Origin of the sequence: Pseudomonas trivialis (assembly GCF_036864995.1) — a bacterium.
Taxonomy (GTDB): domain Bacteria; phylum Pseudomonadota; class Gammaproteobacteria; order Pseudomonadales; family Pseudomonadaceae; genus Aquipseudomonas; species Aquipseudomonas trivialis.
This window is the reverse complement of sequence record NZ_CP142151.1, coordinates 3,315,081-3,339,896: the sequence shown is the minus strand read 5'-3', so window position 1 is coordinate 3,339,896 and position 24,816 is coordinate 3,315,081. Positions and strand designations below refer to the sequence as shown.

Genomic DNA, 24,816 nt, shown 5'->3' with positions numbered 1-24,816 from the left:
ACGCTGCCCATGGACCTGTTTCGAAGTGATCCGATTGCCCAGCCCCTGGCCGCGCGCCTGCGCTCGACCAACCTGGATGAGTATGTCGGTCAGGAACACCTGCTCGCGCGCGGCAAGCCCCTGCGCGAAGCCCTGGAGCAGGGTGCACTGCACTCGATGATTTTCTGGGGCCCGCCCGGCGTGGGCAAGACCACCCTGGCGCGGCTGCTGGCCAAAGTCTCGGACGCCCACTTTGAAACGGTCTCGGCGGTACTCGCCGGGGTCAAGGAAATCCGCCAGGCGGTGGAAGTCGCCAAGCAGCAGGCCGGCCAGTACGGCAAGCGCACCATCCTGTTCGTCGACGAAGTGCATCGCTTCAACAAGTCGCAGCAGGATGCGTTCCTGCCCTACGTCGAGGACGGCACGCTGATCTTTATCGGCGCCACCACCGAAAACCCCTCTTTCGAACTCAACAACGCCTTGCTCTCGCGGGCGCGGGTCTATGTGCTCAAGAGCCTGGACGCCGCCGCCATGCAAAAGCTGCTGCAGCGCGCCCTGGGCGAAGACAAGGGCCTGGGCAAGCGCCAGTTGAGCGTCAGCGACGAAGGCTTTCAGATTCTGCTCACCGCCGCCGATGGCGATGGCCGGCGTTTTCTCAACCTGCTGGAAAACGCCTCGGACCTGGCCGAAGACGGCAGCGAGATTGGCGTCGATCTCCTGCAAAGCCTGTTGGGCGATACGCGTCGACGTTTCGACAAGGGCGGCGAAGCCTTCTACGACCAGATTTCGGCGCTGCACAAATCGGTGCGCGGCTCCAACCCGGACGGCGCGTTGTACTGGTTTGCGCGCATGATCGATGGCGGTTGCGACCCGTTGTACCTGGCGCGCCGTGTGGTGCGCATGGCCAGCGAAGACATCGGCAACGCCGACCCGCGCGCCCTGAGCCTGTGCCTCGCCGCCTGGGACGTGCAGGAGCGCCTCGGCAGCCCGGAAGGCGAGCTGGCGGTGGCCCAGGCCATCACTTATCTCGCCTGCGCGCCAAAAAGCAATGCGGTGTACATGGGCTTCAAATCGGCATTGCGCGCGGCGGCCGAACACGGCTCCCTCGAAGTGCCGATGCACCTGCGCAATGCGCCGACCAAGCTGATGAAGCAGCTGGGCTACGGCGATGAATACCGCTACGCCCACGATGAGCCGGACGCCTACGCCGCCGGCGAAGATTATTTCCCCGATGAGCTTGAGCCGTTGCCGCTCTACCAGCCGGTGCCCCGTGACCTGGAGCTGAAGATCGGCGAAAAGCTCAATCACCTCGCTCAACTCGACCATCTCAGTCCCAGGCAGCGGAGAAAGTAGTGCTCAAGACGATTCTTGCCGTGTCCACTGCCGGCATCGCTGGTACATTATTGCGTTTCGCCACCGGGACGTGGGTGAGCGCCAACTGGCCAAAGCATTTTTACGCGGCGACCCTGGCGGTCAATCTGGTGGGGTGCCTGATTATCGGGCTGTTGTATGGCTGGTTCCTGTTGCGCCCGGAAGTGCCGATTGAGATTCGCGCCGGCTTGATTGTCGGCTTTGTAGGCGGTCTGACGACCTTTTCATCCTTTTCACTGGACACGCTGCGCCTGCTGGAAAGCGGCCAGGCCCTGGTCGCCTTCGGGTACCTGGGCATCAGCGTGTTCGGCGGGCTGCTCGCCACCTGGGCCGGCCTGTCCTTGACCAAACTTTGATAAACGAGAGACCGACATGCTCGATTCCAAACTGTTACGTAGCAACCTTCAGGACGTAGCGGACCGCCTGGCATCCCGTGGCTTTGCCTTGGATGTTGCGCGCATCGAAGCGCTGGAAGAACAGCGCAAGACCGTCCAGACCCGCACCGAAGCACTGCAGGCTGACCGTAATGCGCGCTCCAAATCCATTGGCCAGGCCAAGCAGCGCGGCGAAGACATCGCGCCGTTGATGGCGGACGTCGAGCGCATGGGCAGCGAGCTGTCCGAGGGCAAGGTCGAGCTGGACAGGATCCAGTCCGAGCTGGATTCGATCCTGCTCGGCATCCCCAACATTCCCCATGAGTCAGTGCCGATTGGCGCCGACGAAGACGGCAACGTCGAAGTGCGCCGATGGGGCGCGCCCAAAGCGTTTGATTTCCAGATCAAGGACCACGTCGCTCTGGGCGAATTGACCGGCGGCCTGGATTTCGAAACCGCTGCCAAAATGTCCGGCGCGCGCTTTGCCTTGCTGCGCGGCCCGATTGCGCGCATGCATCGCGCCCTGGCGCAGTTCATGATCAACCTGCACACCGCCGAGCACGGTTACGAGGAAGCCTACACGCCTTACCTGGTGCAGGCGCCGGCGCTGATGGGCACCAGCCAGTTGCCCAAGTTCGAAGAAGACCTGTTCAAGATCAGCCGCGATGGCGAAGCCGACCTGTACCTGATCCCGACCGCCGAGGTCTCGCTGACCAACATCGTCGCCGGCGAGATCCTCGACGCCAGGCAGCTGCCGCTCAAATTCGTCGCCCACAGCCCGTGTTTTCGCAGCGAAGCCGGTGCCTCGGGTCGTGATACCCGCGGCATGATCCGCCAGCACCAGTTCGACAAGGTCGAAATGGTGCAGGTGGTCGAACCCGCCAAATCGATGGAAGCCCTTGAAGGCCTGACCGCCAACGCCGAACGCGTGCTGCAGCTGCTGGAGTTGCCTTATCGCGTGCTGGCGCTGTGCACCGGCGACATGGGCTTCAGCGCCGTGAAGACCTACGACCTGGAAGTGTGGGTGCCGAGCCAGGACAAATACCGCGAGATTTCGTCGTGTTCCAACTGCGGCGATTTCCAGGCGCGGCGCATGCAGGCGCGTTTCCGTAACCCGGAAACCGGCAAACCGGAACTGGTACACACCCTCAACGGGTCGGGCCTGGCCGTTGGCCGTACCCTGGTGGCCGTGCTGGAAAACTACCAGCAGGCAGACGGCTCGATCCGCGTGCCCGAGGTGCTCAAGCCTTACATGGCGGGCGTCGAGGTCATCGGTTAAATGGAATTTCTGCCGCTGTTTCATAACCTGCGCGGCAGCCGTGTACTGGTGGTTGGCGGTGGGGAAATTGCCTTGCGCAAATCCCGCCTGCTGGCCGAGGCCGGTGCGTTGCTGCAGGTGGTTGCTCCCCAGGTCGAAGGTCAGTTGTGTGAACTGGTGCTGGGCAGTGGCGGGGAGGTAGTGCTGCGCGGTTATCAGGAGGCCGACCTCGATGGTTGCGTGCTGGTGATCGCGGCAACCGACGACGAGCCTTTGAACGCGCAGGTGTCCAGTGATGCCAAGCGCCGTTGCGTGCCGGTCAATGTGGTGGATGCGCCAGCCTTGTGCAGCGTGATTTTTCCGGCGATTGTCGACCGCTCGCCGCTGGTGATCGCAGTGTCCAGCGGCGGCGATGCGCCGGTGCTGGCGCGGTTGATTCGCGCCAAGCTGGAAACTTGGATTCCATCGACTTACGGTCAACTGGCCGGCCTGGCGGCACGCTTTCGCGCTCAGGTCAAAGGTTTGTACCCGGATGTGCAGCAACGCCGCGCGTTCTGGGAAGAGGTGTTTCAAGGCCCGATTGCCGACCGTCAGTTGGCCGGGCAGGGTGCTGAAGCCGAGCGCCTGTTGATCGAAAAGGTCAACGGTGCGCCGCCCTATGCGCCGGGCGAGGTGTATCTGGTAGGCGCCGGCCCGGGCGATCCGGACCTGCTGACCTTCCGCGCGCTGCGCCTGATGCAGCAGGCCGATGTGGTGCTGTATGACCGCCTCGTGGCACCGGCGATTCTTGATCTGTGTCGTCGCGATGCCGAGCGTGTCTACGTTGGCAAGCGTCGCGCCGAACACGCCGTGCCGCAGGAGCAGATCAACCAGCAATTGGTCAGTCTGGCCAAGCAGGGCAAGCGCGTGCTGCGCCTCAAGGGTGGCGATCCGTTCATCTTTGGACGTGGCGGTGAAGAAATCGAAGAGCTGGCGGCCCATGGCATCCCGTTCCAGGTAGTACCGGGGATCACCGCGGCCAGCGGTTGCGCGGCCTATGCCGGGATTCCGCTGACCCACCGCGACTATGCGCAATCGGTGCGTTTCATCACCGGGCATTTGAAAAATGGCACCTCGGACCTGCCCTGGCGGGACCTGGTCGGCCCGTCGCAGACCCTGGTGTTTTACATGGGTTTGATTGGTTTGCCGATCATCTGCGAGCAGCTGATCCAGCATGGCCGCGCGCCGGACACCCCGGCTGCGTTGATCCAGCAGGGGACGACCGCCAACCAGCGTGTATTCACCGGCACCCTGGCCGACCTGCCGCGCATGGTGGCGGAGCATGAAGTACATGCGCCGACGCTGGTGATCGTGGGTGAGGTGGTGGTGTTGCGTGAAAAACTCAAATGGTTCGAAGGCGCCCAATCCCAGGTCTGACATCGCCTCCTTGTGGCAACCCCGTTTTTGTGGCAAACCCGCCTATTGTGGCGAGCGGGCTTATTGTGGCGAGCGGGCTTGCCCCGCGTTGGGGTGCGAAGCGCCCCCCATCCTGCAAAACGCGGTGTACCTGATACGGCTCAGCGCCTGGTTTTGGGGCTGCTGCGCAGCCCAGCGCAGGACAAGCCTGCTCGCCACAGGGAGTCTGCGCTTAACTGAAGGCAGGCCCGCTTCCCAGAGTTGTGCAGTCAGCCGTGGACGCCCTGGCCAGTCAGCCTGTTGCGGTCATGCTCGCCATCAAACTCCAGCAACGGCCCCTTCGGCACGATCCCGGTCGGATTGATCGTGCGGTGGCTCGCATAGTAATGCCCTTTGATATGCGCAAAATCCACCGTCTCGGCCACCCTCGGCCACTGATACATCTCCCGTAGCCAGTTCGACAAATTCGCATAATCGGCGATCCGGCGCAGGTTGCACTTGAAGTGGCTGTAATACACCGCATCAAAGCGAATCAGCGTGGTGAACAAGCGCACATCCGCCTCGGTCAGGTACTCACCGGCCAGGTAGCGATGCGTGCCCAGGTGCTGTTCCAGCTGGTCCAGCTCGGCAAACACATCATCAAATGCATTTTCATACGCCTGCTGCGACGTGGCAAAGCCTGCGCGATACACGCCGTTGTTGACGGCCGGGTAGATGCGCTCGTTCAGTGCGTCGATGGTCGGGCGCAGGGGCTCGGGGTAGAAGTCCAGGGTGTTGCCGGTCAACACGTTGAACGCGCTGTTGAACATGCGGATGATCTCCGCCGATTCGTTGCTCACGATGCGCTTGAGTTTTTTGTCCCACAGCACCGGCACGGTGACGCGCCCGGTGTAGTCGGCGGTGTCGGCGGTATAGCGCTGGTGCATGAACTGGAAATCATCCAGAGCGTCGCCAGTGGAGCCGTGGGCCTTGTCGAAGGTCCAGCCGTTTTCCAGCATCAACCAACTGACCACCGACACGTCAATCAGGCTTTCCAGCCCCTTGAGTGTGCGCAGAATCAAGGTGCGGTGCGCCCACGGGCACGCCAGTGACACGTAGAGGTGATAGCGACCCGCTTCGGCCTTGAAGCCACCTTCGCCGCTCGGGCCGGGCGCGCCGTCGGCGGTCACCCAGTTACGACGTTGTGCCTGTTCGCGTTGGAACGCGCCATCTGCGCTACTTTCGTACCACTGGTCTTTCCAGTGTCCCTCGATCAGCAAACCCATGATTGGCTCCTTGGCTAATAAGCGTTGGAGCCCAGTCTAAAGGCGTGAGTTCGAACTAAAAGCGCAAATACCCGGCGACAATGATCGATTAAATCGATTTGTCCCGTGCTAACCAGTATTGCCTGGCCAGTTCGAACGCCTGCTCCCGTGGCTGGCCAAGGCCGCGCAGGGCCAGCGCCATGGTTGCGATCAGCGCCAGTTGCGGATAGCTGTCCTCGACCTCACCACGCCACAGCGCCTTTAAATGCTCGGGCTCCAGGCTCGCCGGTTTGACGTGGCGCTGGGCGGAGAGGGCAGGCCACTCTTCGTCCCAGCTCTGGCCACCCGTGGTGCCGTACAAATGGCTGAGGGTGTCGGGGTTGATCTCGATTTCGCCGCCGTCGCCTTTCACCACGATCACGTTATCGCCCAGCAGGCCGCTGGCGTCGCGGTGCACGCCCTGGTAGCCCGGATGGAAAATGCTTTGCAGGCCGCAACGGGCCTTCAGCGGGTTGAGCAGGCGCGCCAGCGAGTGGATCGGCGAACGCAGGCCCAGGGTGTTGCGCAGGTCGATCATGCGTTGCAACTGCGGCGCCCAATCGCCCAGCGGGATAAACGCCAGGTTGCCGTGTTCATAGGCCGCCTCGACCTGTTGCCAGGTGCGGCACAGGGGGATTTGCAGGGTTTCAAGCAATTGCTCGGTGTACAGCCGGCCGGCGGTGTGTGCGCCGCCGCCGTGCATCAGAATGCGCACGCCGTTCTGCGCCAGGCATTTGGCCGCCAGCAGGAACCACGGCAGGTGGCGCTTTTTGCCGGCATAGGTAGGCCAGTCGATGTCCACGTTCAACGCTGGCGCGTTCAGGCGCTCGCGCACGGCTTCGGTGAAGCCGGCGAGTTCTTCCGGGCTTTCTTCCTTGTGGCGCAGCAGCATCAGGAAAGCGCCGAGCTGGGTGTCCTCGACCTTTTCGTCGATCAGCATGCCCATGGCTTCGCGGGCTTCGGCGCGGGTCAGGTTGCGCGCACCGCGCTTGCCTTTGCCGAGGATGCGCACGAACGGCGCAAACGGGTGCTCTTCGGGCGTAGCGAGGGTCAGTGGGGCAAAGTCGGTCATAAGCAATTCGTCGGCCTGGGCAGGCCCGCCAGCTTGGCGGCGAGTTTGGCGGGAGTGCCGTTGAACAGTTTGTTGAGGTGCAGGCTATTGCCCTTTTCCGGGCCCAGCTTCAAGGCGGTGTACTTGATCAGCGGGCGCGTGGCCGGAGACAACTGAAACTCGGCATAAAAGCCGCGCAGCAACTCGAGGATTTCCCAGTGCGCGGGGGTCAATGCCAGGCCTTCGGCAGCGGCGAGGGCGCTGGCGACGTCCTCGCACCAGTCGTTGAGGTCGACGAGGTAGCCGTCCTTGTCCAGTTCGAGGCGGCGCGCGCCTACGGTGAGGGTGTTCATAGCCAGGTGTTGACCTTGTCGTAGTCGACGGATAGCTGCACGAAGCCGGGGTAGTCAACGCTGTCGGCCCAGTCGGGCAGTGGCAGGTTGCGCGCCTGGCTGTCTTCGGCCAGCACGAAGACTTTCACGCCCTTGCCTTGCAGGGCGGCGTTTTGCAGGCCATAGGCGCCGTCGCCGCAGAGCAGGATCGCGTCCTCGGCGCCACAGATGCGCAGGCAGCTGTCGAGACGGCTGTCGGTGAACGGAGAGTGGGAGAGCACATGGAGAGTCGACATCAGAGGGTTATCACCTGGTCGTAACGGTCGATCAATTGGGCAATGGCGTCGCTGCCCAGGCCTTGGGCGCTGGCTGGCGCATTCAGTCCGCGTACTTCCAGGCTGTGGTTGCAGGCGAAAACATCGTCGATGCCGAACAGCTCCAGCGCCTGCAGGTTGGCGCTCAGATCCTTTTGTTGCACGGCCCTGGCGTTCTGGTCCGAGGCCAGCTGAAACACGCCGTCGTCCATGAACAGCAGGCCGATCGGCAGGTCGAACGCGCCACCGGTCAGCACGATATCCAGGGCCTCCCGCGCGCTCGGGCCGGACCACGGCGCCTGGCGGCTGATCACCAACAAGGATTTGGACATGTCACGGCCCTCCAAAACAGATCAGGCGGTCGGCGTCCTGGATGGCGTCATGCAGTTGCCCCAGGCCCGACAGCGCCCAGGGCGCATCCAGATTCACCGCGCTGCGCTGATAACGGGTGGCTTCTTCGCGGTCAAGCACGCCACGGCGCAGGGCGGCGGCGATGCACACCACGCCGTCGAGCTGATGCAGGCTGACAAACTCACGCCACTGGCGCGCAATGTCTTGCTCATCCTGCGGCGCAACGATGTTGTTGGACGCGCTGTACACACCATCCTGATAGAAGAACAGCCGCACAATGTCGTGCCCGCCGGCCAATACCGCCTGGGCGAACAGCAAGGCGCGGCGCGAGGAGGGCGCATGGGCGGCGCTATACAGTGCAATCGCGAACTTCATGGAACACTCGGTAAACAAACGTGGGCTCATGATAAAGCGGCGGCTGCGAAAAAGCCCGCCGTGATCAAAACGGTGCGGTGATTGATCGAGCGCTATCGCAGGCAAGCCAGCTCCCACATGTAACGGCGTTCATCGAGCCAAATGTGGGAGGGGGCTTGCTTTCGGTGAGGCCCTTATTCCACGCGGGTTTCCCCGCTGAACACCAACGTCTGCCGACACCGCCGGCACAGATACCTGCGCCCCTGGGCCACCATGCCATGGCGTTGCGCGGAAAACGCAAAGTCGCTGTCCGCACACGGGCATCGGTAGATGTAGCGAGTGACCTGGCGGCGCTTCACCGCATAGGTGTGACAGCGATCCGGCGGCAGTTCATAAACGCCGCGCATGATCAGTTGCCATTCCTCGCCATGGGGCTGGATGCGCTCGCCAAACAATTGGTGGGCAATCAGATGCGCCACCTCATGGGCCACGGTCTGTTTCAGGAAGTGCTGGCTGTTTTCGCGGTACAGCTGTGGATTGAAGCGCAGCAGGTTTTCGTGCAAATGCGCGACACCGGCTTTCTGGCCCCGCAGCTTGAGGCTGATCTGGGGGCGTTTGAAGCTTCGTTTGAAAAAGGACTCGGCTTGCAGGAAACAATCTTCGACGCGGGTATTGAGTGGCTCGGACATGCTGTATCTATCTCCAGAGCGGTCCAGTATGCCGCAAAGCGGGGTGTTTCCGAATCTGTCAGGCGCCGAATGGTCATTGCCCAGGGGTTGAAGGCTCAGCGGGCGCATTGGAACTTCACCGGTCTTATCGGTAAAATGCTGCGCTTTTCGTCACACACCTCCAGCGGATCCAAGCGCCATGGGCACTCTTACGGTCAACCAGAACAAACTGCAAAAACGCCTGCGTCGCCTGGCCGGTGAGGCGGTTGCCGATTTCAACATGATCGAGGACGGCGACAAGGTCATGGTCTGCCTCTCCGGCGGCAAAGACAGCTATACGATGCTCGATGTGTTGCTGCACCTGCAAAAGGTCGCGCCGATCAAGTTCGACATCGTTGCCGTCAACATGGACCAGAAGCAGCCGGGGTTTCCCGAATATGTGCTGCCGGCCTACCTCAAGGCATTGGGCGTGGAGTACCACATCGTCGAGAAAGACACCTATTCGGTGGTCAAGGAACTGATTCCCGAAGGCAAGACCACCTGCTCGCTGTGCTCGCGCCTGCGCCGGGGCACGCTCTACACCTTTGCCGACGAGATTGGCGCGACCAAGATGGCCCTGGGGCATCATCGCGACGATATCGTCGAAACCTTCTTTCTCAATATGTTCTTCAATGGCTCGCTCAAGGCCATGCCGCCCAAGCTGCGCGCCGATGACGGGCGCAACGTGGTGATCCGCCCGCTGGCGTATTGCAACGAGAAGGATATCCAGGCCTACTCCGACCTCAAGCAGTTCCCGATCATCCCGTGCAACCTGTGCGGCTCCCAGGAAAACCTGCAGCGCCAGGTGGTCAAGGAGATGCTGCTGGACTGGGAGCGCAAGACCCCCGGGCGTACCGAGAGTATCTTCCGCAGCCTGCAGAACGTGATCCCGTCGCAGTTGGCCGACCGCAACCTGTTCGACTTCACCAGCCTGCGTATCGACGAGAGCGCCGCCTCGCGCTTCGTCAATGTAGTGAACCTCTGAGGCCCTGCAACGCTCTGAAGGACGGCGCTCACGGGCGCCGTTTTCATTTCAATCCCCGGGAGAGGGCATGCGCGATTACAAGTGGCTGAACGAATATTGTCTGAACCGCTTCGGCTCGGCGGCCAAGCTGGAAGCCCACCTGCCAACGCCCAAAACGGCCGCGCAGTTGCGCAAGATCAGCGATGACCGCTACCTGTCGACCCTGGCGTTACGGGTGTTTCGCGCAGGCTTGAAGCACAGCGTGGTGGACGCCAAGTGGCCGGCATTCGAGCAGGTATTCTTCGGCTTCGACCCGGAGAAAGTCGTGTTGATGGGCGCCGAGCATCTGGAACGGCTGATGCAGGACACGCGCATCATCCGCCACCTGGGCAAACTCAAGAGCGTGCCGCGCAACGCGCAGATGATCCTCGACATCGAGCAGGAAAAGGGCAGCTTCGGCGCATTTGTCGCCGACTGGCCGGTGACCGACATCGTCGGGTTATGGAAATACCTGAGCAAGCACGGCCACCAGTTGGGCGGGCTGTCGGCGCCGCGCTTTTTGCGCATGGTGGGCAAGGACACGTTTGTGCCCAGTGATGATGTGGTGGCGGCGCTGAATGCGCAGAAAATCGTCGACAGGGCGCCCACCAGCCTGCGGGATCTGGCGGCGGTGCAGGGCGCGTTCAACCAGTGGCACGCCGAGAGCGGGCGGCCGATGTGTCAGTTGTCGATGATGCTGGCTTACACCGTCAATCATTGAGACTCAGGTGAGCCCTTCGCGGGCAAGCCCGCTCCCACTTTTGGCATGCATTGCAAAATGTGGGAGCGGGGTGGCAGGACCTTAGCCTGGTTGGCCTTCCAACAGCCGTGCGGTTTTTGCCAGGCGCTGGCCCAGGGCGCGGCACAGCGCAGTTTCATGTTGATCGAGCAGGCGCTTGCCGTCCGCTCCAGCATGGTGGCTGGCGCCATAGGGCGTGCCGCCGCCCTGGGTGTCGAGCAGCGCCTGCTCGCTGTAGGGCAGGCCGGTGATCAGCATGCCGTGGTGCAGCAACGGCAGCAGCATCGACATCAACGTGGTTTCCTGGCCGCCATGCAGGCTGGCGGTGGAGGTGAACACCCCGGCCGGCTTGCCGACGAGGGCGCCGGTAAGCCACAGGTTGCTGGTGCCATCAAGAAAATACTTGAGCGGCGCGGCCATGTTGCCAAAGCGCGTCGGGCTGCCCAGGGCCAGGGCCGAGCAGTTCTTCAGGTCATCCAGGCTCGCATACAGCGCGCCTTCTTCCGGAATGCCCGGCGCCACGGCTTCGCACTCGGCGGAAATCGCCGGCACCGTGCGCAGGCGCGCTTCCAGCCCGCCTTGCTCGATGCCACGGGCTATCTGCCGGGCCATCTCGCTTACCGAGCCGTTACGGCTGTAATACAGCACCAGCACATACGGCGTACTCACGGCAAAATCTCCAGTATCTTCTCGGGCGGGCGACCAATGACGGCCTTGTCGGCGGTTTCCAGGATCGGGCGTTCCATCAACTTTGGATGCGCGGCGATGGCAGCGATCACCTGGGCTTCGCTCAAGGTGGCGTCGGCCAGGTCGAGGGTTTTGTATTCGTCTTCACCGGTGCGCAGCAGCTGGCGCGCAGTGATACCGAGCTTGCCGAGCAACGCCGTCAGTTGCGCGGCGTTCAGCGGGGTTTCGAGGTAGCGCACCACGGTCGGAGCGAGACCACGGGCTTCAAGCAGTTCGAGCGCACCGCGGGATTTCGAGCAGCGCGGGTTGTGATAAAGCGTCAGATCGGTCATGTGCGGGTCGCATCTTGCGTAAGGTGGCGGGTATTCTACCCGCGTGGCGGCCCGTCCTTAAACCGTAAGAGGCAACCGGTCGCAGCCCACGTTCATTTTTGCGAAGGATTACTCCATGACAAGGCGACTGATCGGTGCATTGGCGATCATCACAACCCTGCTGCTCAGCGGCTGCGGCAACGACTATGGCGTCGACCAGTACGGCCAGAAGGTGGCGGCGGAGCGCCTCGACAAGCAGTGGCTGGTGGTCAACTACTGGGCGGAATGGTGTGGCCCGTGCCGCACGGAAATCCCCGAGCTCAATGCGTTATCCGAACAGTTGAAAGCCCAGAATATCGGCGTGTTCGGGGTCAATTTCGACAATGTGCAGGGCGAGGAACTCAAGGCCGCCAGCGAGAAACTGGGGATCAAGTTCACCGTATTGGCGCAGAACCCCGAAGAGCTCTTTGATATCCCGCGCAGCGAGGCGTTGCCGGTGACCTACATCATTGACGACAAGGGCAAGGTGCGCGAGCAGTTAATGGGCGAGCAAACGGCGGCAGGGGTGCTGGCCAAGCTCAAGGCCTTACGCGGCTAAAGGGTATACCCCAAAACAACTGGGGGAGGAGGCTTGCTCCCGATTGCAGAGTGTCAGTCCATACATCGGTTGACTGATACACCGCTATCGGGAGCAAGCCCCCTCCCACATTGGGTTTGCATCAACTCTGCGGTCAGCCTTCTTCGAGCCACAGGCGAATCGGTTTGCCTTCGGCCGGCCAGAAGCGGGTCTGTTCGGTAGGCGAGATATCCCAGCGTTGCACGCTTTGCAGGGCCTGGAAGAAGCGCTGTTCCTGCTCCATCAAGGCCTCGGCGCAGAGCTTGCGGGTGCTGCCGATCTTGCCGAAGCTGAGGGTGTCGCCGTTGACGGTGTAGGGCGCAAACCAGTGGTTGCAGCCACCGTTACCGTAGGCGCGACCATCTGCGCCGAGGGTGACGGTCAGGTTTGCGTCATCCATCAGCGGCCGTTCACCGATCCATTCCACCACATAGCTGTGATCCTGCTTGAGCTTGACTGCGTGACCGGCGCAACCGCTCAGGCCGGCCGCCAGGGCGATGAGCAACAAGCCTCTCATTGCGCGGCCTGCTGGCATTTCGGGCAGCGATGCTTGTCGCCATTGCTGGCCCAGCCCAACTCCTTTATGCGCGCGTTGGCCGCTGGCTGCAGCGGTGCTTTGGTCAGCTTGGTTTCCACCGCAAATTCAAACTCCAGCACGTTGTCGCAGCTGTCGCAATTGACCTTCCAGGTGTGAATCTCCAGCTCGCCGAATTGCGGCCCGTGGGCCATGGCGACCCACTGGCCGGCGGGGCGGATGGAGTAGCGTGCGTCCCCTTCGACAGTCAGGCGCATCGACAGGGTTTTACTGCCGCGCAGGGTGACGATCAGCACGTCGCCATGCTTGATCGAACCGCCGTTGCCGGTCACTTGGTAACGGCCCGGCACCAGGGCGCGGCATTCGATCAGGGTGTGTTGCGGGCTCAGCAAGCTGAAGCGGAAATCGTGTTCGGCCATGGATCCTCCAAATAGGCGCGGCATCCTATCACGGGTGCCGGCCTATCATGAGCCCGGTATGTGACCGCTGATCAACAGGAGTCAGGCGCTGACCCGCGCCTCACTGGCCAGCCGAGTGATGGCCATGTCCAGTTCATCCAGCGCCGCCGCGGCCTTGGCATCGTCCTGCTTGAGCAGGGTTTCGGCGCGCTGGCAGGCGGCGCGCAGTTGCGGCACGCCGCAGTAGCGCGTCGCGCCGTGCAGACGGTGGACGCGCTCGATCAGGGCCTGATTGTCGTTGGCTTCGCGGGCGACGGTAATGGCCAGGCGGTCGGCCTCCAGCGACGCCAGCAGCATGGCGAGCATGTCGGCCGCCAGGTCAGTCTTGCCGGCGGCCAGACGCAGGCCTTCTTCATGGTCGAGCACCAGCAGTTGCACGCCGTGGCCGAGGTTTTCAGTGACCCGCTCGGGTCCCTGGTTGCGCAGGGCCAGGCCGGTCCATTTCAACACCACCTGGGCCAGTTGCCGTTCGCTGATCGGCTTGGTCAGGTAGTCGTCCATGCCGCTCTGCAGCAGCGCGCGTTTTTCGTTGGCCATGGCGTGGGCCGTGAGCGCGACCACCGGCAGCGGCGTGCCATGACGTTCGCTTTCCCACTGGCGAATCGCTTCGGTGCTCTGGCGTCCATCCATGCCCGGCATCTGCACATCCATCAAAACCAGGTCGAAGGTTTCCTGCTTCACCGCATTGATCGCCGCGTAACCGCTGTCCACTGCCTGTACCTTGGCGCCCATGTCTTCGAGCAGGGTCTGCACCAGCAGCAGGTTCGCCGGGTTATCGTCGACGCAGAGCACTCGCGGCGCACGGCTGGAGAGCGGCTCGCCAGGCTCGGCGCGCGAGGGGCGCGGGCTGATCAGGTCGGCCAGGGCACGGCGCAGTTTGCGCGTGCACGCCGGTTTGGCCTGCAACTGGCTGTTGGGGTTGGGTACCGATTGGTTGAACAGCATCTGTTCGGTGGTCGGGCACAGCACCAGCACTTTGCAACCCAGATGTTCGAGGTCCCACAGGTGCTGGTTGAGGCGCTCGGGCGGAATGTCGTTGGCGGTGACGCCAAGCACCGCCAGGTCGATGGCCTGTTCGGTCTGGTGCGCGCTGGTGATGCCGTTGGTCAGGTTTTCCAGGGTATTGAATGGTGTGACCGCCAGGCCGCAGTCTTCCAACTGATGTTGCAGGGCCTGGCGCGCCAGTTCGTGGTTTTCCAGCACGGCGACGCGGCGGCCGAGCAGCGGCGCAGAGGGCAGGTCGTCGACATCGTCGCGCGTCTTGGGCAGGTTGAGGCTGATCCAGAACTCCGAGCCTTCGCCCGGTGTGCTGTCGACGCCAATTTCGCCGCCCATCTGTTCGATCAGACGCTTGGAAATCACCAGCCCCAGGCCGGTGCCGCCGGGCTGGCGCGACAGTGAGTTGTCGGCCTGGCTGAACGCCTGGAACAGCGCACGCACGTCTTGGCTGGACAGGCCAATGCCGGTGTCCTGCACGCTGATGCGCAGTTGCACGCTGTCTTCCTGTTCGTCCTCGATCATTGCGCGGGCAACGATGGTGCCTTCGCGGGTGAACTTGATCGCGTTGCTGATCAGGTTGGTCAGGATCTGCTTGAGGCGCAGCGGGTCGCCGACCAGCGCCAGCGGGGTGTCGCGGTACACCAGGCTGACCAGTTCCAGCTGCTTGGCATGGGCGGCGGGGGCGAGGATGGTCAGGGTGTCCTGCAACAGGTCGCGCAGGTTGAACGGCACGCTGTCGAGCACCAGCTTACCGGCCTCGATCTTCGAGAAATCAAGGATCTCGTTGATGATGCCCAGCAGGTTGTCGGCGGATTTTTCGATGGTGCCCAGGTAATCCAGCTGGCGCGGCGACAGTTCGCTTTTTTGCAGCAGGTGGGTGAAGCCCAGGATGCCGTTGAGCGGGGTGCGGATCTCATGGCTCATGTTGGCCAGGAACTCCGACTTGATGCGGCTGGCTTCCAGGGCCTCCTTGCGCGCCAGATCCAGCTCGATGTTCTGGATTTCGATGGTTTCCAGGTTCTGGCGTACGTCTTCGGTGGCCTGATCGATGCTGTGTTGCAGTTCTTCGCGGGCGTTTTGCAGGGTTTCGGCCATGCGGTTGATGCCCGAGGCGAGTTGGTCCAGCTCCTGGCTGCCCAGCGGCGGCAGACGGGTTTCCAGGTTACCGTCCTTGAGCTGGGCCACGGCCTGCTTGATCTGGCCGATCGGCGCGTTGATGGTGCGGCTGATGCGCAGGGCCAGCGCGGCGGTGAAGATCAGGCCGATGGCGATCAGCAGGAGGCTGGCGAACAGGCTGCGGTAGCCGCGCAGCAGCATGCCGTTGTGGGACAGCTCCACCTCGACCCAGCCCAGCAGGCGGTCCGCTTCATCGGGGATCAGCTCGCCAGCCAGGTTGCGATGGCGGCCGAACACCGGCAGCAAATAGCGCGTGGCGTCATTGCCGGTGCGTTGCAGCAGGTGTGAGCTGTTACCGGTCGGCGGCGAGTTGAGCATGCTCGGTCCGGCATGGGCCAGGGGCGTGCGGTCCGGTGCGAGGAACGACACGGTGCGCACGTCCGTTTGCTCGAGGGATTGGGTGGCGATGCGTTCCAGCAGGTCGGCGTTCTTGCTGCTCAGGGCTGGAGCCACCAGCGGCGCCAGTTGTTCGGCGATCATTTCGCCGCGTTGCAGCAATTGGGTCTGCAGTTCCGAGAGCTGCATCCAGGTGAAATAACCGCCCAGCAACACGGCCATCAGGCTGGTCGGCAATAAGGTCAGCAACAGTACGCGGCCTTTAATTCCCATTCTTCTAAGCACGCCACTTCTCCTGCTACCACTGATATCAATCTTCCACGCGGGCATCCGGCCCGCGCCACCTGCGCAGTGTAGCCATTTGCGCGACCTGGAATCCTGAAAATTAATGGTGCTGAGCGCGAGCCCGCGTGTCGGGTTTCAGCGGCGGCGCAGTTTGCGGCGTTTCCATTGGCGCGCGACCCACCAGCGCCAGTAGCCCATGGTCAGGCAGTAGGCCAGCGCGCCAAGCACCAGTCCCAGCACCACCGAACCCAATAGGAACGGCTGCCACAGCGTGTTCAACTGGCCGCTGATCCATTCCCAGGTGAGGTGGTCGGGCAGGCTGCGCGGCGGCACGTTCATCAGCCAGGCGCCGGTCATGTAGGTGCACACGAACACCACCGGCATGGTGATCGGGTTGGTCAGCCACACCAGGCTGACGGCGATGGGCATGTTGCCGCGCACCACGATGGCCAGCACCGCAGCCAATAACATCTGCAAGGGAATCGGGATAAAGGCCGCGAACAGACCCACGGCCATGGCCCGCGCCACCGAGTGCCGGTTCAGGTGCCAGAGGTTCGGGTCATGCAGCAAGGTCCCAAGAAACTGTAATGACTTGTGTTCCCTGATACTGCTGGGGTCGGGCATGTACCGTTTGAATAAGCGCCGGGGCATAAGGGGTCCAGGTCAGTTCGAGGGGCAAGTATGCCCGCATTCTATAAACAGAAAATTCAGACTTTGTGACAAAACATCATAGGCGTTGCCCGATGCTCGACTAAGACTGAGTGGGTCATTTGAGAAGGGTGATTCATGAAGACAGGGATGTTTGCATTGGCGCTGGGGTTGCTGACTCTGCGTGTCTTACCCGCATTGCCAGCGACGGGATGGCTGCTGGCCATGCTGGTGCTGGCCTTGATGCTGTTGCCGTTTCGCACCTTCGCGCTGGCCTTTTTCCTGTTCGGTTTGAGCTGGGCGTGCATCAGTGCGCAGTGGGCGCTGAATGACCGATTGACCCCCGCACTGGACGGCCAGACGCGTTGGCTGGAGGGACGGGTGGTCGGGTTACCGCAGCAGACATCCACTGGCGTGCGCTTCGAACTGGCCGACAGCCGGTCACGCCACGCCCGCTTGCCCAGGCGCATCCGGGTGTCCTGGCACGGCGGGCCGACGGTGCGCAGTGGCGAGCGCTGGCGGTTGGCCGTGACCCTGAAGCGACCGTCCGGCCTGCTCAACTTTCATGGGTTCGATCACGAAGCCTGGCTGTTGGCGCGGCGCATCGGCGCGACCGGTACGGTAAAGGACGGCGAGCGTCTGACGCTGGCCCGCAACGCCTGGCGCGATACTCTGCGCCAACGCCTGATGACGGTGGATGCCCAGGGCCGCGAAGCGGGGCTCGCCGCGCTGGTGCTGGGCGACGGCTCCGGGCTGGCGGACGAAGACTGGCAAGTGCTGCAGGACACCGGCACCGTGCACCTGCTGGTGATCTCCGGCCAGCACATTGGCCTGCTGGCGGGGCTGATCTACGGGCTGATCGCGTTGCTGGCGCGTTATGGTTGCTGGCCCGCCACCTGGCCGTGGTTGCCCTGGGCCTGCGGCCTGGCGTTTGTTGCAGCGCTGGGTTACGGCTTGCTGGCGGGGTTCGGCGTGCCGGTGCAGCGGGCCTGCGTCATGGTGGGGTTGGTGCTGCTGTGGCGGTTGCGTTTTCGCCACCTGGGTGCCTGGTGGCCGTTGCTGCTGGCACTCAACGGTGTACTGGTGCTGGAACCGCTGGCGAGTCTGCAGCCCGGATTCTGGTTATCGTTCGGTGCGGTTGCGGTGTTGATACTGGCCTTCGGCGGGCGCTTGGGCCCGTGGCGCCTGTGGCAGGGCTGGACGCGTGCGCAGTGGTTGATCGCCATCGGTCTTTTTCCCCTGTTGTTGATGCTTGATTTGCCGATCAGCCTGAGTGCTCCCCTTGCCAATCTGGTCGCTGTGCCCTGGATCAGCCTGGTGGTGTTGCCGCTGGCATTGCTGGGGACTGCCCTGCTGACGGTGCCGCTTGTAGGGGAGGGCCTGCTGTGGTTGGCGGGCGGCGCGCTGGACCTGTTGTTCCAGGGCCTTGCGCTGCTGGCGGCGCACCTGTCTGCTTGGATACCGGCCGAAGTGCCTCTGGGGTTTTGGCTGGTGAGTCTGGTCGGCGCGTTGATCGTGCTGCTGCCGGGCGGCGTGCCTTTTCGGCTGTTGGGTTGGCCGATGCTGTTGCTGGCGGTGTTTCCACCGCGTGAGCTGGTGCCCCATGGGCGGGTGGACGTGGTGCAACTGGACGTCGGCCAGGGGCAGGCGATCATCCTGCGCACCCGCTATCACACCGTGCTCTACGATGCCGGCCCGCGTTCGCGGGCCGCAGACCTGGGCGCGCGGGTGGTGTTGCCATCGCTGAAAAAACTTGGCATCGCGTCGCTGGATTTGATGCTGATCAGCCACGCCGATGCCGATCATGCCGGCGGGGCGGCCGCAGTGGCGCGCGGGCTGCCGGTGAGGCGTGTGGTGGGCGGTGAAACTGACGGCCTGCCCGAGTTTCTCGGCACTCAACCTTGTATCAGCGGCGAACGCTGGCAGTGGGACGGTGTGTCATTCGAGCTGTGGCAATGGCCCGGGGCCGTCGACGGTAACCCGAAATCCTGCGTGTTGCAGGTGCAGGCCAATGGCGAACGGTTGCTGCTCACCGGCGATATCGATCGTGCCGCCGAGCGCGCGTTGCTCGACTCGCCGCTGGCGCTGCGCACCGACTGGCTGCAAGCCCCTCACCATGGCAGCCGCAGTTCGTCGTCCCGGCCTTTTGTGCAGCAGTTGGCGCCAACGTCGGTGCTGATCTCGCGGGGGCGCGGCAATGCATTCGGCCATCCTCACGCCCAGGTGCTGGAGCGTTACCGCGCAGTGGGCAGCCGGGTGTATGACAGCGCCGAGCAGGGTGCGGTGCGCCTGCAGTTGGGGGCTTTCCAGCCAGCCACAGTTGCACGCGCGCAACGCCGCTTCTGGCGTGAACCGTTACGCTGATTCGCTATCCAGCGCGCTCACGGCCTGCGACGGGCGGGCCCCGCGACCGAACCTATATGGTAAAGTGGCGCACTTTTTCGAGGGGACATTCACTGTGTGGGAATTGGTCAAATCCGGTGGTTGGATGATGTTGCCGATCATCTTGAGTTCCATCGCAGCGCTGGGCATCGTTGCCGAACGCCTGTGGACCCTGCGTGCCAGTCGCGTGACCCCCGAGCATCTACTGGGGCAGGTATGGGGCTGGATCAAGAACAAGCAGCTCGACAAACAGAAACTCAAGGAGCTGCGCGCCAATTCACCCCTGGGGGAAATCCTCGCGGCGGGCCTGGCCAACTCCAAGCATGGTCGCGAGATCATGAAGGAGTGCATCGAAGAGGCCGCTGCCCGCGTCATTCATGAGCTGGAGCGCTACATCAATGCGCTCGGTACCATCGCCGCGATGGCGCCGTTGCTCGGCTTGCTCGGCACCGTGCTGGGCATGATCGATATCTTCAGTTCGTTCATGGGCTCGGGCATGACCACCAACGCGGCGGTGCTGGCCGGCGGTATTTCCAAAGCCTTGATCACCACCGCAGCGGGCCTGATGGTAGGTATTCCATCGGTGTTCTTCCACCGTTTCCTGCAACGGCGCATCGATGAGCTGGTGGTCGGCATGGAGCAGGAAGCCATCAAGCTGGTGGAAGTGGTGCAGGGCGACCGTGACGTGGACCTGGTTGAGGACAAGGTGTGAAATTTCGCCGCAAGCGACGGGAAAATGTCGATATCAACCTCGCGTCGCTGATCGACGTGGTGTTTATCCTGCTGCTGTTTTTTGTCGTGACCACCACCTTCACTCGGCAGACCGCGCTGCGGGTTGATTTGCCGGAGGCGGTGAGCGGCTCGCCGGCCGAGGACCAGGAGGTCAAGCAACTGGACATCGCCATCAGCGCTGATGGCGTGTTCACTGTGAACAACCAGTTGCTGGAGAAAAACGACCTCAATAGCTTGATGGACGCGCTGCAGAAGGAATCCGGCGGCGATACCAAAATGCCGTTGTCCATCAGTGCCGATGGCAAGACCCAGCACCAGGCCGTGATCACTGCGATGGACGCCGCCGGCAAGCTGGGCTTCAGCCACTTGCGCATGAGCACCGTCGAGGCGGCGGGCCAACCCTGATGGCAATGTCCGACCGTCTGCTCAAGGCCTGGTACGCAGGCCATCCGGCCCTTGCGCTGCTGACACCGCTGGAGTGTCTGTATCGTCGGGTGGTGCAGCGCAAGCGCGCGCGCTTCGTGGCCGGCGAGGGCGACATCTATAAGGCGCCTGTGCCAGTCGTAGTGGTGGGCAATATCACCGTGGGCGGCACCGGCAAGACGCCGTTGATTCTGTGGTTGATCGAACACTGCCGCCGCGCCGGTCTGCGGGTGGGCGTGGTCAGCCGTGGCTACGGCGCCAAACCGCCGCAACTGCCCTGGCGCGTCGAGGCCGACCACAGTGCCACCGTGGCCGGCGACGAGCCGTTGCTGATCGTGCAGCGCAGCGGCGTGCCGCTGATGATCGACCCCGACCGCAGTCGTGCGGTAAGAGCCTTGCTGGAAAGCGAATCGCTGGACCTGATTCTGTCTGACGACGGCCTGCAGCATTATCGCCTGGCCCGTGATCTTGAACTGGTCCTGATCGATGCCGCCCGTGGCTTGGGCAATCGCCGCTGCCTGCCTGCCGGGCCGCTGCGCGAGCCGGTGGAGCGCCTGCAAAGCGTCGATGCGCTGTTATATAACGGCTCAGGGGCCGACCGTGAAGACGGTTTTGCCTTTCGCCTGCAGCCCACCGCCCTGATCAACCTGCACAGCGGAGAACACCGGCCGGTCGATTATTTTCCGGCGGGCCAGGCCATGCACGCGGTCGCTGGCATCGGTAACCCGCAGCGTTTCTTCACTACCCTTGAAACGCTACACTGGCAGCCCATACCCCATGTATTTGCCGACCATGCGCAGTACAGCGCCGAGGTCTTGAGTTTTACCCCGTCATTGCCGCTGGTGATGACCGAGAAGGACGCGGTGAAGTGCCGCGCCTTCGCACAGCCCGACTGGTGGTACCTTGCGGTGGATGCGCTGCCGTCGCCAGCGTTTGTCGCCTGGTTCGACACGCAGCTGACGCGCCTGCTGCCCGCACGTCCCTTGCCCTAATACGCTTCTTTCCAGGAAACCTTCATGGACACCAAACTGCTCGATATCCTTGCTTGCCCGATCTGCAAAGGCCCGCTCAAGCTCAGTGCCGACAAAACCGAGTTGATCAGCAAAGGCGCGGGCCTGGCTTACCCGATCCGCGACGGTATCCCGGTGATGCTGGAAAGCGAAGCGCGCACCCTCACCACCGATGAGCGTCTGGATAAATGACCACCGCCTTTACCGTTGTCATTCCCTCGCGCTATGCGTCGACCCGCCTGCCGGGCAAACCGCTGCAAATGATCGGCAGCAAGCCGATGATTCAGCTGGTGTGGGAACAGGCCTGTAAAAGCAGCGCCGAGCGGGTGGTGGTGGCCACCGATGACCCGCGCATCATCGCCGCCTGCCAAGGGTTTGGCGCCGAGGCGGTGCTGACCCGTGAAGACCATAATTCCGGCACCGACCGCCTGGCCGAAGTGGCCACCCAATTGGGCCTGGCGCATGATGCCATCGTGGTCAACGTGCAAGGTGACGAGCCGTTGATTCCGCCGAGCGTGATCGATCAGGTCGCCGCCAACCTGGCCGCCCATGGCGAAGCGCGCATGGCCACCCTGGCCGAACCGATCGAAGATGTGGAAACCCTGTTCAACCCGAACGTGGTCAAGGTGGTCAGCGACATCAACGGCCTGGCACTTACGTTCAGTCGTTCGACCTTGCCCTGGGCGCGTGATGCCTTTGCCAAACACCCCGACCTGTTGCCCGAAGGCGTGCCTTACCGCCGTCACATCGGCATTTACGCCTACCGCGCCGGCTTCCTGCACGACTTCGTCAGTTGGGGCCCGTGCTGGCTGGAAAACACCGAATCCCTGGAGCAACTGCGGGCCCTGTGGCATGGCGTGCGCATCCATGTCGGCGATGCACTCGAAGCGCCGCCGGCCGGTGTCGACACCCAGGAAGACCTCGAGCGCGTTCGTCGCCTGCTGGGGGCCTGATGGAGGTTCTGTTTGTCTGCCTGGGCAACATCTGTCGCTCGCCCACGGCAGAAGGCGTACTGCGCCATAAATTGCGCGAAGCGGGGCTGGCGGGTCAGGTCGACGTGGCGTCCGCCGGCACCGGTGAATGGCATGTCGGCAACCCGCCTGACCAGCGCAGCCAGCGTGCGGCGCTGATGCGCGGTTATGACCTGTCGTCCCAGCGTGCCCAGCAGGTCAGCCGCGCCGATTTTTCGCGCTACGACCTGATCCTTGCGATGGACCACAGTAACCTGCGTCACCTCAAGCTGATGCAGTCGGGGCAGGGCAAGGCGGAGCTGGATCTGTTCCTGCGTCGCTTCGATGCCGACGTGGACGAAGTGCCAGACCCTTACTACGAAGGCGAGCAAGGCTTCGACAGGGTGCTGGACCTGATCGAGCGCGCCTGTGATTTATTGGTGATCGAATTGAAGGGGCGGTTATGACCTTGCAGGTGCAGGCGCAGGTCTCGCTCAAGCCCTTCAACAGTTTCGGCATCGATGTGCGTGCCCAGCTGTTCGCCGAAGCCCATGGCGACGCCGATGTGCGTGAAGCCCTGGCTTACGCCGCTGCGCAGGCGCTGCCGTTGCTGGTGATCGGTGGCGGTAGCAATCTGCTGCTGACCCAGGACATTTGCGCTTTGGTATTGCGCATGGCAACCCGGGGCGTTCGGGTATTGCAGGACGATGGCAGCCGCGTGGTGATCGAGGCCGAAGCGGGTGAACCCTGGCATCCGTTTGTGTTGTGGACCCTGGAACATGGTTTCTGCGGGCTGGAAAACCTCAGCCTCATCCCCGGCACTGTCGGCGCAGCGCCGATGCAGAACATTGGTGCCTATGGGGTGGAAATCAAGGATGTATTCGCCGGTCTCACCGCCCTGGATCGCCAGACCGGCGAGCTGCGCGATTTCAGCCTGGAAGAGTGCCAGTTCGGCTACCGTGACAGCCTGTTCAAGCGGCGCACCGGACGCTGGCTGATCCTGCGCGTGCGCTTTGCCCTGAGCCGCATCCGCCACTTGAAACTCGACTATGGCCCGGTGCAGCAGCGTCTGGCGGCGCAGGGCATCACCGATGCCACGCCGAGTGACGTCAGCCGTGCGATCTGCAGCATTCGTCGCGAGAAGCTGCCGGACCCGGCAGAGCTGGGCAATGCTGGCAGCTTCTTCAAAAACCCGCTGGTCTCCCAGGCACTCGCAGCCGAGCTGAAAAGCCAGTACCCGGACCTAGTCGCCTATCCCCAGGCCGACGGGCAGATGAAACTCGCCGCTGGCTGGCTGATCGACAAGGCCGGCTGGAAGGGGTTTCGAGACGGCGATGCCGGCGTGCATAACATGCAGGCGTTGGTGCTGGTCAACTACGGCAGCGCCACCGGGCAGGACATTGCCAACCTCGCGCGGCGTATCCAGCAGGACATCGCTCAGCGTTTCAAGGTTGAGTTGGAGATGGAACCCAACCAGTATTGAGTCCCGCGTCAACAAAAATGCCCCGTATCTTTCGATACGGGGCATTTTTTATTGCGGCAATGAGTCAGTCGTCGCGGCTCATGATGCCGAAGATCTGCAACAGGCTGATAAACAGGTTGTAGATCGACACATACAGGCTGATGGTCGCCATGATGTAGTTGCGCTCACCGCCGTGGATGATCGCGCTGGTCTGGAACAGGATGCACACCGACGAGAACAGCACGAAACCTGCGCTGATCGCCAGTTGCAGGCCGCTGATCTGGAAGAACATGCCCGCAACCACCGCCGCCAGCAACACGAAGAAGCCTGCGGTGATGAAGCCGCCGAGGAAGCTCATGTCCTTGCGGGTGATCAGCACATAGGCGGACAAGCCACCAAACACCAGCGCCGTCATGGCAAACGCCGAACTGACCACTTCCGCGCCGCCGGCCATACCCAGGTAACGGTTGAGGATCGGGCCAAGGATAAAGCCCATGAAACCGGTCAGGGCAAACGCCGACACCAGGCCCCAGGCCGAGTCACGCAGCTTGTTGGTCAGGAAGAACAGACCATAGAAGCCGATCAGCACAACAAAGATATTCGGGTAGCCAACACGCATCTGCTGAGCCACGAACGCCATCACACCGCTGAAGGCGAGGGTCAGGGCAAGCAAGCCGTAGGTGTTGCGCAACACGCGGCTGACTTCAAGCTGCTCAGCCTGGGCGTTGCCATTCACTGCGTAATTCTGTTCGCGCATGGCGACACTCCTGTGGTTTTGAAACGTTCAGTCGCAAAGATCATAACAGACGCTCTGTAACAAGCGATGGCGAGAGTTTGACAGTGTGTTTCATTCGGGTATTATGGCGCCCGCTGAGACGGGAAGGGCTACTATAATCCCGTGATGCACAAGGGAAATTGGCAGAGTGGTTGAATGCACCGGTCTTGAAAACCGGCGAACGTTAATAGCGTTCCCAGGGTTCTTATCTAAGGCTATCTCCAGTTGCACCTTGCTGTACCGCTTCATCGCGTCATCGGAATAAACGGGAAATTGGCAGAGTGGTTGAATGCACCGGTCTTGAAAACCGGCGAACGTTAATAGCGTTCCCAGGGTTCGAATCCCTGGTTTCCCGCCGCGAACTCAACAAAATCAAGGGCTTAGATGAAAATCTAGGCCCTTTTTTTGTGTTTTTTTCGGACGAGAGATGGAGTAGGGCGTGCCGCTCTCTGGATAAAATGAGGTGCTCTCTAAGACTGCAACAATTCCAGTTGCGCGTTGCCAATCCTTTGAGTTGACG

At 62.5% G+C, this 24,816-nt stretch carries 29 protein-coding genes and 1 tRNA gene; 16 read left to right on the top strand and 14 right to left on the bottom strand.

Going from position 1 to position 24,816, the window contains the following annotated elements; genetic code table 11:
- Positions 1 to 9: 9 nt before the first annotated feature.
- From VRB54_RS14445 to cysG, 4 genes are read left to right on the top strand one after another with little or no spacing between them, the layout of a single operon-like run.
- On the top strand, positions 10 to 1,332 hold the full coding sequence (locus VRB54_RS14445; protein ID WP_338477742.1) for a replication-associated recombination protein A: 1,323 nt from the start codon (positions 10 to 12) through the stop codon (positions 1,330 to 1,332).
- On the top strand, positions 1,332 to 1,706 hold the full coding sequence (gene crcB / locus VRB54_RS14440; protein WP_135291974.1) for a fluoride efflux transporter CrcB: 375 nt from the start codon (positions 1,332 to 1,334) through the stop codon (positions 1,704 to 1,706). Before VRB54_RS14445 ends, crcB begins: the two co-directional genes overlap by 1 nt.
- A 16-nt stretch (positions 1,707 to 1,722) precedes the next feature.
- Complete coding sequence (gene serS / locus VRB54_RS14435) at positions 1,723 to 3,003, top strand: serine--tRNA ligase (RefSeq protein WP_338477741.1); 1,281 nt, start codon at positions 1,723 to 1,725, stop codon at positions 3,001 to 3,003.
- The gene (gene cysG, locus VRB54_RS14430) at positions 3,004 to 4,398 is read left to right on the top strand and encodes a siroheme synthase CysG (protein ID WP_338477740.1); all 1,395 of its coding nucleotides are present in this window, start codon (positions 3,004 to 3,006) and stop codon (positions 4,396 to 4,398) included.
- Positions 4,399 to 4,646: 248 nt separating this feature from the next.
- On the opposite strand, the gene VRB54_RS14425 is transcribed toward cysG, so the two are convergent.
- The 7 genes from VRB54_RS14425 to VRB54_RS14395 all read right to left on the bottom strand — a co-directional run bounded on the left by VRB54_RS14425 (position 4,647) and on the right by VRB54_RS14395 (position 8,751).
- Complete coding sequence (locus VRB54_RS14425; RefSeq protein WP_338477739.1) at positions 4,647 to 5,642, bottom strand: glutathione S-transferase family protein; 996 nt, start codon at positions 5,640 to 5,642, stop codon at positions 4,647 to 4,649.
- An 88-nt stretch (positions 5,643 to 5,730) separates the two neighbouring features.
- Positions 5,731 to 6,732: a glycosyl transferase family protein gene (locus VRB54_RS14420; protein WP_338477738.1), complete on the bottom strand. Its 1,002-nt coding sequence runs from the start codon at positions 6,730 to 6,732 to the stop codon at positions 5,731 to 5,733.
- Positions 6,729 to 7,064 carry a TusE/DsrC/DsvC family sulfur relay protein gene (locus VRB54_RS14415; protein ID WP_338477737.1) on the bottom strand — a complete coding sequence of 112 codons (336 nt, stop codon included), beginning with the start codon at positions 7,062 to 7,064 and terminating at the stop codon, positions 6,729 to 6,731. The genes VRB54_RS14420 and VRB54_RS14415 overlap by 4 nt, the downstream gene beginning before the upstream one ends.
- Positions 7,061 to 7,339, bottom strand: a complete 279-nt coding sequence (gene tusB, locus VRB54_RS14410) for a sulfurtransferase complex subunit TusB (protein ID WP_338477736.1) — start codon at positions 7,337 to 7,339, stop codon at positions 7,061 to 7,063. Before tusB ends, VRB54_RS14415 begins: the two co-directional genes overlap by 4 nt.
- Positions 7,339 to 7,689, bottom strand: coding sequence for a sulfurtransferase complex subunit TusC (gene tusC / locus VRB54_RS14405; protein WP_338477735.1), 351 nt, complete (start codon positions 7,687 to 7,689; stop codon positions 7,339 to 7,341). Before tusC ends, tusB begins: the two co-directional genes overlap by 1 nt.
- Before the next feature lies 1 nt (position 7,690).
- Positions 7,691 to 8,083, bottom strand: coding sequence for a sulfurtransferase complex subunit TusD (tusD, locus tag VRB54_RS14400; protein ID WP_338477734.1), 393 nt, complete (start codon positions 8,081 to 8,083; stop codon positions 7,691 to 7,693).
- Between the two features lie 173 nt (positions 8,084 to 8,256).
- Positions 8,257 to 8,751: a SprT family zinc-dependent metalloprotease gene (locus tag VRB54_RS14395; protein ID WP_057007496.1), complete on the bottom strand. Its 495-nt coding sequence runs from the start codon at positions 8,749 to 8,751 to the stop codon at positions 8,257 to 8,259.
- 178 nt (positions 8,752 to 8,929) lie between these two features.
- Here VRB54_RS14395 and ttcA point away from each other — a divergent pair, with 178 nt between their 5' ends.
- Positions 8,930 to 9,754, top strand: coding sequence for a tRNA 2-thiocytidine(32) synthetase TtcA (gene ttcA / locus VRB54_RS14390; RefSeq protein WP_338477733.1), 825 nt, complete (start codon positions 8,930 to 8,932; stop codon positions 9,752 to 9,754).
- Between the two features lie 67 nt (positions 9,755 to 9,821).
- Positions 9,822 to 10,493 carry a DNA-3-methyladenine glycosylase I gene (locus VRB54_RS14385; protein ID WP_057007494.1) on the top strand — a complete coding sequence of 224 codons (672 nt, stop codon included), beginning with the start codon at positions 9,822 to 9,824 and terminating at the stop codon, positions 10,491 to 10,493.
- A gap of 81 nt (positions 10,494 to 10,574) precedes the next feature.
- Here VRB54_RS14385 and wrbA read toward each other — a convergent pair whose 3' ends face one another.
- Together wrbA and arsC are read right to left on the bottom strand one after the other, a co-directional pair.
- Positions 10,575 to 11,180 carry an NAD(P)H:quinone oxidoreductase gene (wrbA, locus tag VRB54_RS14380; protein WP_057007493.1) on the bottom strand — a complete coding sequence of 202 codons (606 nt, stop codon included), beginning with the start codon at positions 11,178 to 11,180 and terminating at the stop codon, positions 10,575 to 10,577.
- A complete protein-coding gene (gene arsC / locus VRB54_RS14375; RefSeq protein WP_209982789.1) occupies positions 11,177 to 11,530 on the bottom strand; it encodes an arsenate reductase (glutaredoxin) in 354 nt (117 codons plus the stop codon). The genes wrbA and arsC overlap by 4 nt, the downstream gene beginning before the upstream one ends.
- 115 nt (positions 11,531 to 11,645) lie before the next feature.
- Between arsC and VRB54_RS14370 the strand changes: the two genes are divergently transcribed.
- Entirely contained in the window at positions 11,646 to 12,107 is a 462-nt protein-coding gene (locus VRB54_RS14370; protein ID WP_338477732.1) for a TlpA disulfide reductase family protein, read from the top strand.
- Positions 12,108 to 12,240: 133 nt separating this feature from the next.
- Here VRB54_RS14370 and VRB54_RS14365 read toward each other — a convergent pair whose 3' ends face one another.
- The 4 genes from VRB54_RS14365 to VRB54_RS14350 form a co-directional block, all read right to left on the bottom strand.
- On the bottom strand, positions 12,241 to 12,642 hold the full coding sequence (locus tag VRB54_RS14365; RefSeq protein ID WP_057007490.1) for an META domain-containing protein: 402 nt from the start codon (positions 12,640 to 12,642) through the stop codon (positions 12,241 to 12,243).
- The gene (locus tag VRB54_RS14360; protein ID WP_338477731.1) at positions 12,639 to 13,079 is read right to left on the bottom strand and encodes a hypothetical protein; all 441 of its coding nucleotides are present in this window, start codon (positions 13,077 to 13,079) and stop codon (positions 12,639 to 12,641) included. The genes VRB54_RS14365 and VRB54_RS14360 overlap by 4 nt, the downstream gene beginning before the upstream one ends.
- Before the next feature lie 81 nt (positions 13,080 to 13,160).
- Positions 13,161 to 15,914 (bottom strand): response regulator, encoded by a 2,754-nt coding sequence (locus tag VRB54_RS14355; RefSeq protein ID WP_338477730.1) that lies wholly within the window; start codon positions 15,912 to 15,914, stop codon positions 13,161 to 13,163.
- A 135-nt stretch (positions 15,915 to 16,049) separates the two neighbouring features.
- Positions 16,050 to 16,565, bottom strand: coding sequence for a DUF2062 domain-containing protein (locus VRB54_RS14350; protein ID WP_209982778.1), 516 nt, complete (start codon positions 16,563 to 16,565; stop codon positions 16,050 to 16,052).
- 135 nt (positions 16,566 to 16,700) lie between these two features.
- On the opposite strand from VRB54_RS14350, the gene VRB54_RS14345 reads away from it, so the two are divergent.
- The 8 genes from VRB54_RS14345 (at position 16,701) to murB (ending at position 23,542) form a co-directional block, all read left to right on the top strand.
- Positions 16,701 to 18,926: a DNA internalization-related competence protein ComEC/Rec2 gene (locus tag VRB54_RS14345; RefSeq protein ID WP_338477729.1), complete on the top strand. Its 2,226-nt coding sequence runs from the start codon at positions 16,701 to 16,703 to the stop codon at positions 18,924 to 18,926.
- Positions 18,927 to 19,020: 94 nt separating this feature from the next.
- On the top strand, positions 19,021 to 19,656 hold the full coding sequence (locus tag VRB54_RS14340) for a MotA/TolQ/ExbB proton channel family protein (RefSeq protein WP_015372391.1): 636 nt from the start codon (positions 19,021 to 19,023) through the stop codon (positions 19,654 to 19,656).
- The gene (locus VRB54_RS14335) at positions 19,653 to 20,081 is read left to right on the top strand and encodes an ExbD/TolR family protein (protein WP_209982774.1); all 429 of its coding nucleotides are present in this window, start codon (positions 19,653 to 19,655) and stop codon (positions 20,079 to 20,081) included. Before VRB54_RS14340 ends, VRB54_RS14335 begins: the two co-directional genes overlap by 4 nt.
- Positions 20,081 to 21,091: a tetraacyldisaccharide 4'-kinase gene (lpxK, locus tag VRB54_RS14330; protein WP_338477728.1), complete on the top strand. Its 1,011-nt coding sequence runs from the start codon at positions 20,081 to 20,083 to the stop codon at positions 21,089 to 21,091. Before VRB54_RS14335 ends, lpxK begins: the two co-directional genes overlap by 1 nt.
- A gap of 24 nt (positions 21,092 to 21,115) precedes the next feature.
- A complete protein-coding gene (locus tag VRB54_RS14325) occupies positions 21,116 to 21,301 on the top strand; it encodes a Trm112 family protein (RefSeq protein WP_003174668.1) in 186 nt (61 codons plus the stop codon).
- Complete coding sequence (gene kdsB, locus VRB54_RS14320) at positions 21,298 to 22,062, top strand: 3-deoxy-manno-octulosonate cytidylyltransferase (RefSeq protein WP_338477727.1); 765 nt, start codon at positions 21,298 to 21,300, stop codon at positions 22,060 to 22,062. The genes VRB54_RS14325 and kdsB overlap by 4 nt, the downstream gene beginning before the upstream one ends.
- On the top strand, positions 22,062 to 22,526 hold the full coding sequence (locus tag VRB54_RS14315; RefSeq protein WP_209982771.1) for a low molecular weight protein-tyrosine-phosphatase: 465 nt from the start codon (positions 22,062 to 22,064) through the stop codon (positions 22,524 to 22,526). The genes kdsB and VRB54_RS14315 overlap by 1 nt, the downstream gene beginning before the upstream one ends.
- Positions 22,523 to 23,542, top strand: a complete 1,020-nt coding sequence (gene murB / locus VRB54_RS14310) for a UDP-N-acetylmuramate dehydrogenase (protein ID WP_338477726.1) — start codon at positions 22,523 to 22,525, stop codon at positions 23,540 to 23,542. The genes VRB54_RS14315 and murB overlap by 4 nt, the downstream gene beginning before the upstream one ends.
- A gap of 64 nt (positions 23,543 to 23,606) precedes the next feature.
- On the opposite strand, the gene VRB54_RS14305 is transcribed toward murB, so the two are convergent.
- Positions 23,607 to 24,278 carry a Bax inhibitor-1/YccA family protein gene (locus VRB54_RS14305; protein WP_010209655.1) on the bottom strand — a complete coding sequence of 224 codons (672 nt, stop codon included), beginning with the start codon at positions 24,276 to 24,278 and terminating at the stop codon, positions 23,607 to 23,609.
- Positions 24,279 to 24,563: 285 nt separating this feature from the next.
- Between VRB54_RS14305 and VRB54_RS14300 the strand changes: the two genes are divergently transcribed.
- Positions 24,564 to 24,651, top strand: a tRNA-Ser gene (locus VRB54_RS14300).
- Positions 24,652 to 24,816: the final 165 nt, after the last annotated feature.

What these genes read in the sequence shown, in the direction of transcription:
- VRB54_RS14445 (WP_338477742.1), top strand. Translation starts at nt 10, where the DNA reads ATGGACCTGTTTCGAAGTGATCCGATTGCCCAGCCCCTGGCCGCGCGC.
- serS (WP_338477741.1), top strand. Translation starts at nt 1,723, where the DNA reads ATGCTCGATTCCAAACTGTTACGTAGCAACCTTCAGGACGTAGCGGAC.
- cysG (WP_338477740.1), top strand. Translation starts at nt 3,004, where the DNA reads ATGGAATTTCTGCCGCTGTTTCATAACCTGCGCGGCAGCCGTGTACTG.
- VRB54_RS14425 (WP_338477739.1), bottom strand. Translation starts at nt 5,642, where the DNA reads ATGGGTTTGCTGATCGAGGGACACTGGAAAGACCAGTGGTACGAAAGT.
- VRB54_RS14420 (WP_338477738.1), bottom strand. Translation starts at nt 6,732, where the DNA reads ATGACCGACTTTGCCCCACTGACCCTCGCTACGCCCGAAGAGCACCCG.
- VRB54_RS14415 (WP_338477737.1), bottom strand. Translation starts at nt 7,064, where the DNA reads ATGAACACCCTCACCGTAGGCGCGCGCCGCCTCGAACTGGACAAGGAC.
- tusB (WP_338477736.1), bottom strand. Translation starts at nt 7,339, where the DNA reads ATGTCGACTCTCCATGTGCTCTCCCACTCTCCGTTCACCGACAGCCGT.
- tusC (WP_338477735.1), bottom strand. Translation starts at nt 7,689, where the DNA reads ATGTCCAAATCCTTGTTGGTGATCAGCCGCCAGGCGCCGTGGTCCGGC.
- tusD (WP_338477734.1), bottom strand. Translation starts at nt 8,083, where the DNA reads ATGAAGTTCGCGATTGCACTGTATAGCGCCGCCCATGCGCCCTCCTCG.
- VRB54_RS14395 (WP_057007496.1), bottom strand. Translation starts at nt 8,751, where the DNA reads ATGTCCGAGCCACTCAATACCCGCGTCGAAGATTGTTTCCTGCAAGCC.
- ttcA (WP_338477733.1), top strand. Translation starts at nt 8,930, where the DNA reads ATGGGCACTCTTACGGTCAACCAGAACAAACTGCAAAAACGCCTGCGT.
- VRB54_RS14385 (WP_057007494.1), top strand. Translation starts at nt 9,822, where the DNA reads ATGCGCGATTACAAGTGGCTGAACGAATATTGTCTGAACCGCTTCGGC.
- arsC (WP_209982789.1), bottom strand. Translation starts at nt 11,530, where the DNA reads ATGACCGATCTGACGCTTTATCACAACCCGCGCTGCTCGAAATCCCGC.
- VRB54_RS14370 (WP_338477732.1), top strand. Translation starts at nt 11,646, where the DNA reads ATGACAAGGCGACTGATCGGTGCATTGGCGATCATCACAACCCTGCTG.
- VRB54_RS14365 (WP_057007490.1), bottom strand. Translation starts at nt 12,642, where the DNA reads ATGAGAGGCTTGTTGCTCATCGCCCTGGCGGCCGGCCTGAGCGGTTGC.
- VRB54_RS14360 (WP_338477731.1), bottom strand. Translation starts at nt 13,079, where the DNA reads ATGGCCGAACACGATTTCCGCTTCAGCTTGCTGAGCCCGCAACACACC.
- VRB54_RS14350 (WP_209982778.1), bottom strand. Translation starts at nt 16,565, where the DNA reads ATGCCCCGGCGCTTATTCAAACGGTACATGCCCGACCCCAGCAGTATC.
- VRB54_RS14345 (WP_338477729.1), top strand. Translation starts at nt 16,701, where the DNA reads ATGAAGACAGGGATGTTTGCATTGGCGCTGGGGTTGCTGACTCTGCGT.
- lpxK (WP_338477728.1), top strand. Translation starts at nt 20,081, where the DNA reads ATGGCAATGTCCGACCGTCTGCTCAAGGCCTGGTACGCAGGCCATCCG.
- VRB54_RS14325 (WP_003174668.1), top strand. Translation starts at nt 21,116, where the DNA reads ATGGACACCAAACTGCTCGATATCCTTGCTTGCCCGATCTGCAAAGGC.
- kdsB (WP_338477727.1), top strand. Translation starts at nt 21,298, where the DNA reads ATGACCACCGCCTTTACCGTTGTCATTCCCTCGCGCTATGCGTCGACC.
- VRB54_RS14315 (WP_209982771.1), top strand. Translation starts at nt 22,062, where the DNA reads ATGGAGGTTCTGTTTGTCTGCCTGGGCAACATCTGTCGCTCGCCCACG.
- murB (WP_338477726.1), top strand. Translation starts at nt 22,523, where the DNA reads ATGACCTTGCAGGTGCAGGCGCAGGTCTCGCTCAAGCCCTTCAACAGT.
- VRB54_RS14305 (WP_010209655.1), bottom strand. Translation starts at nt 24,278, where the DNA reads ATGCGCGAACAGAATTACGCAGTGAATGGCAACGCCCAGGCTGAGCAG.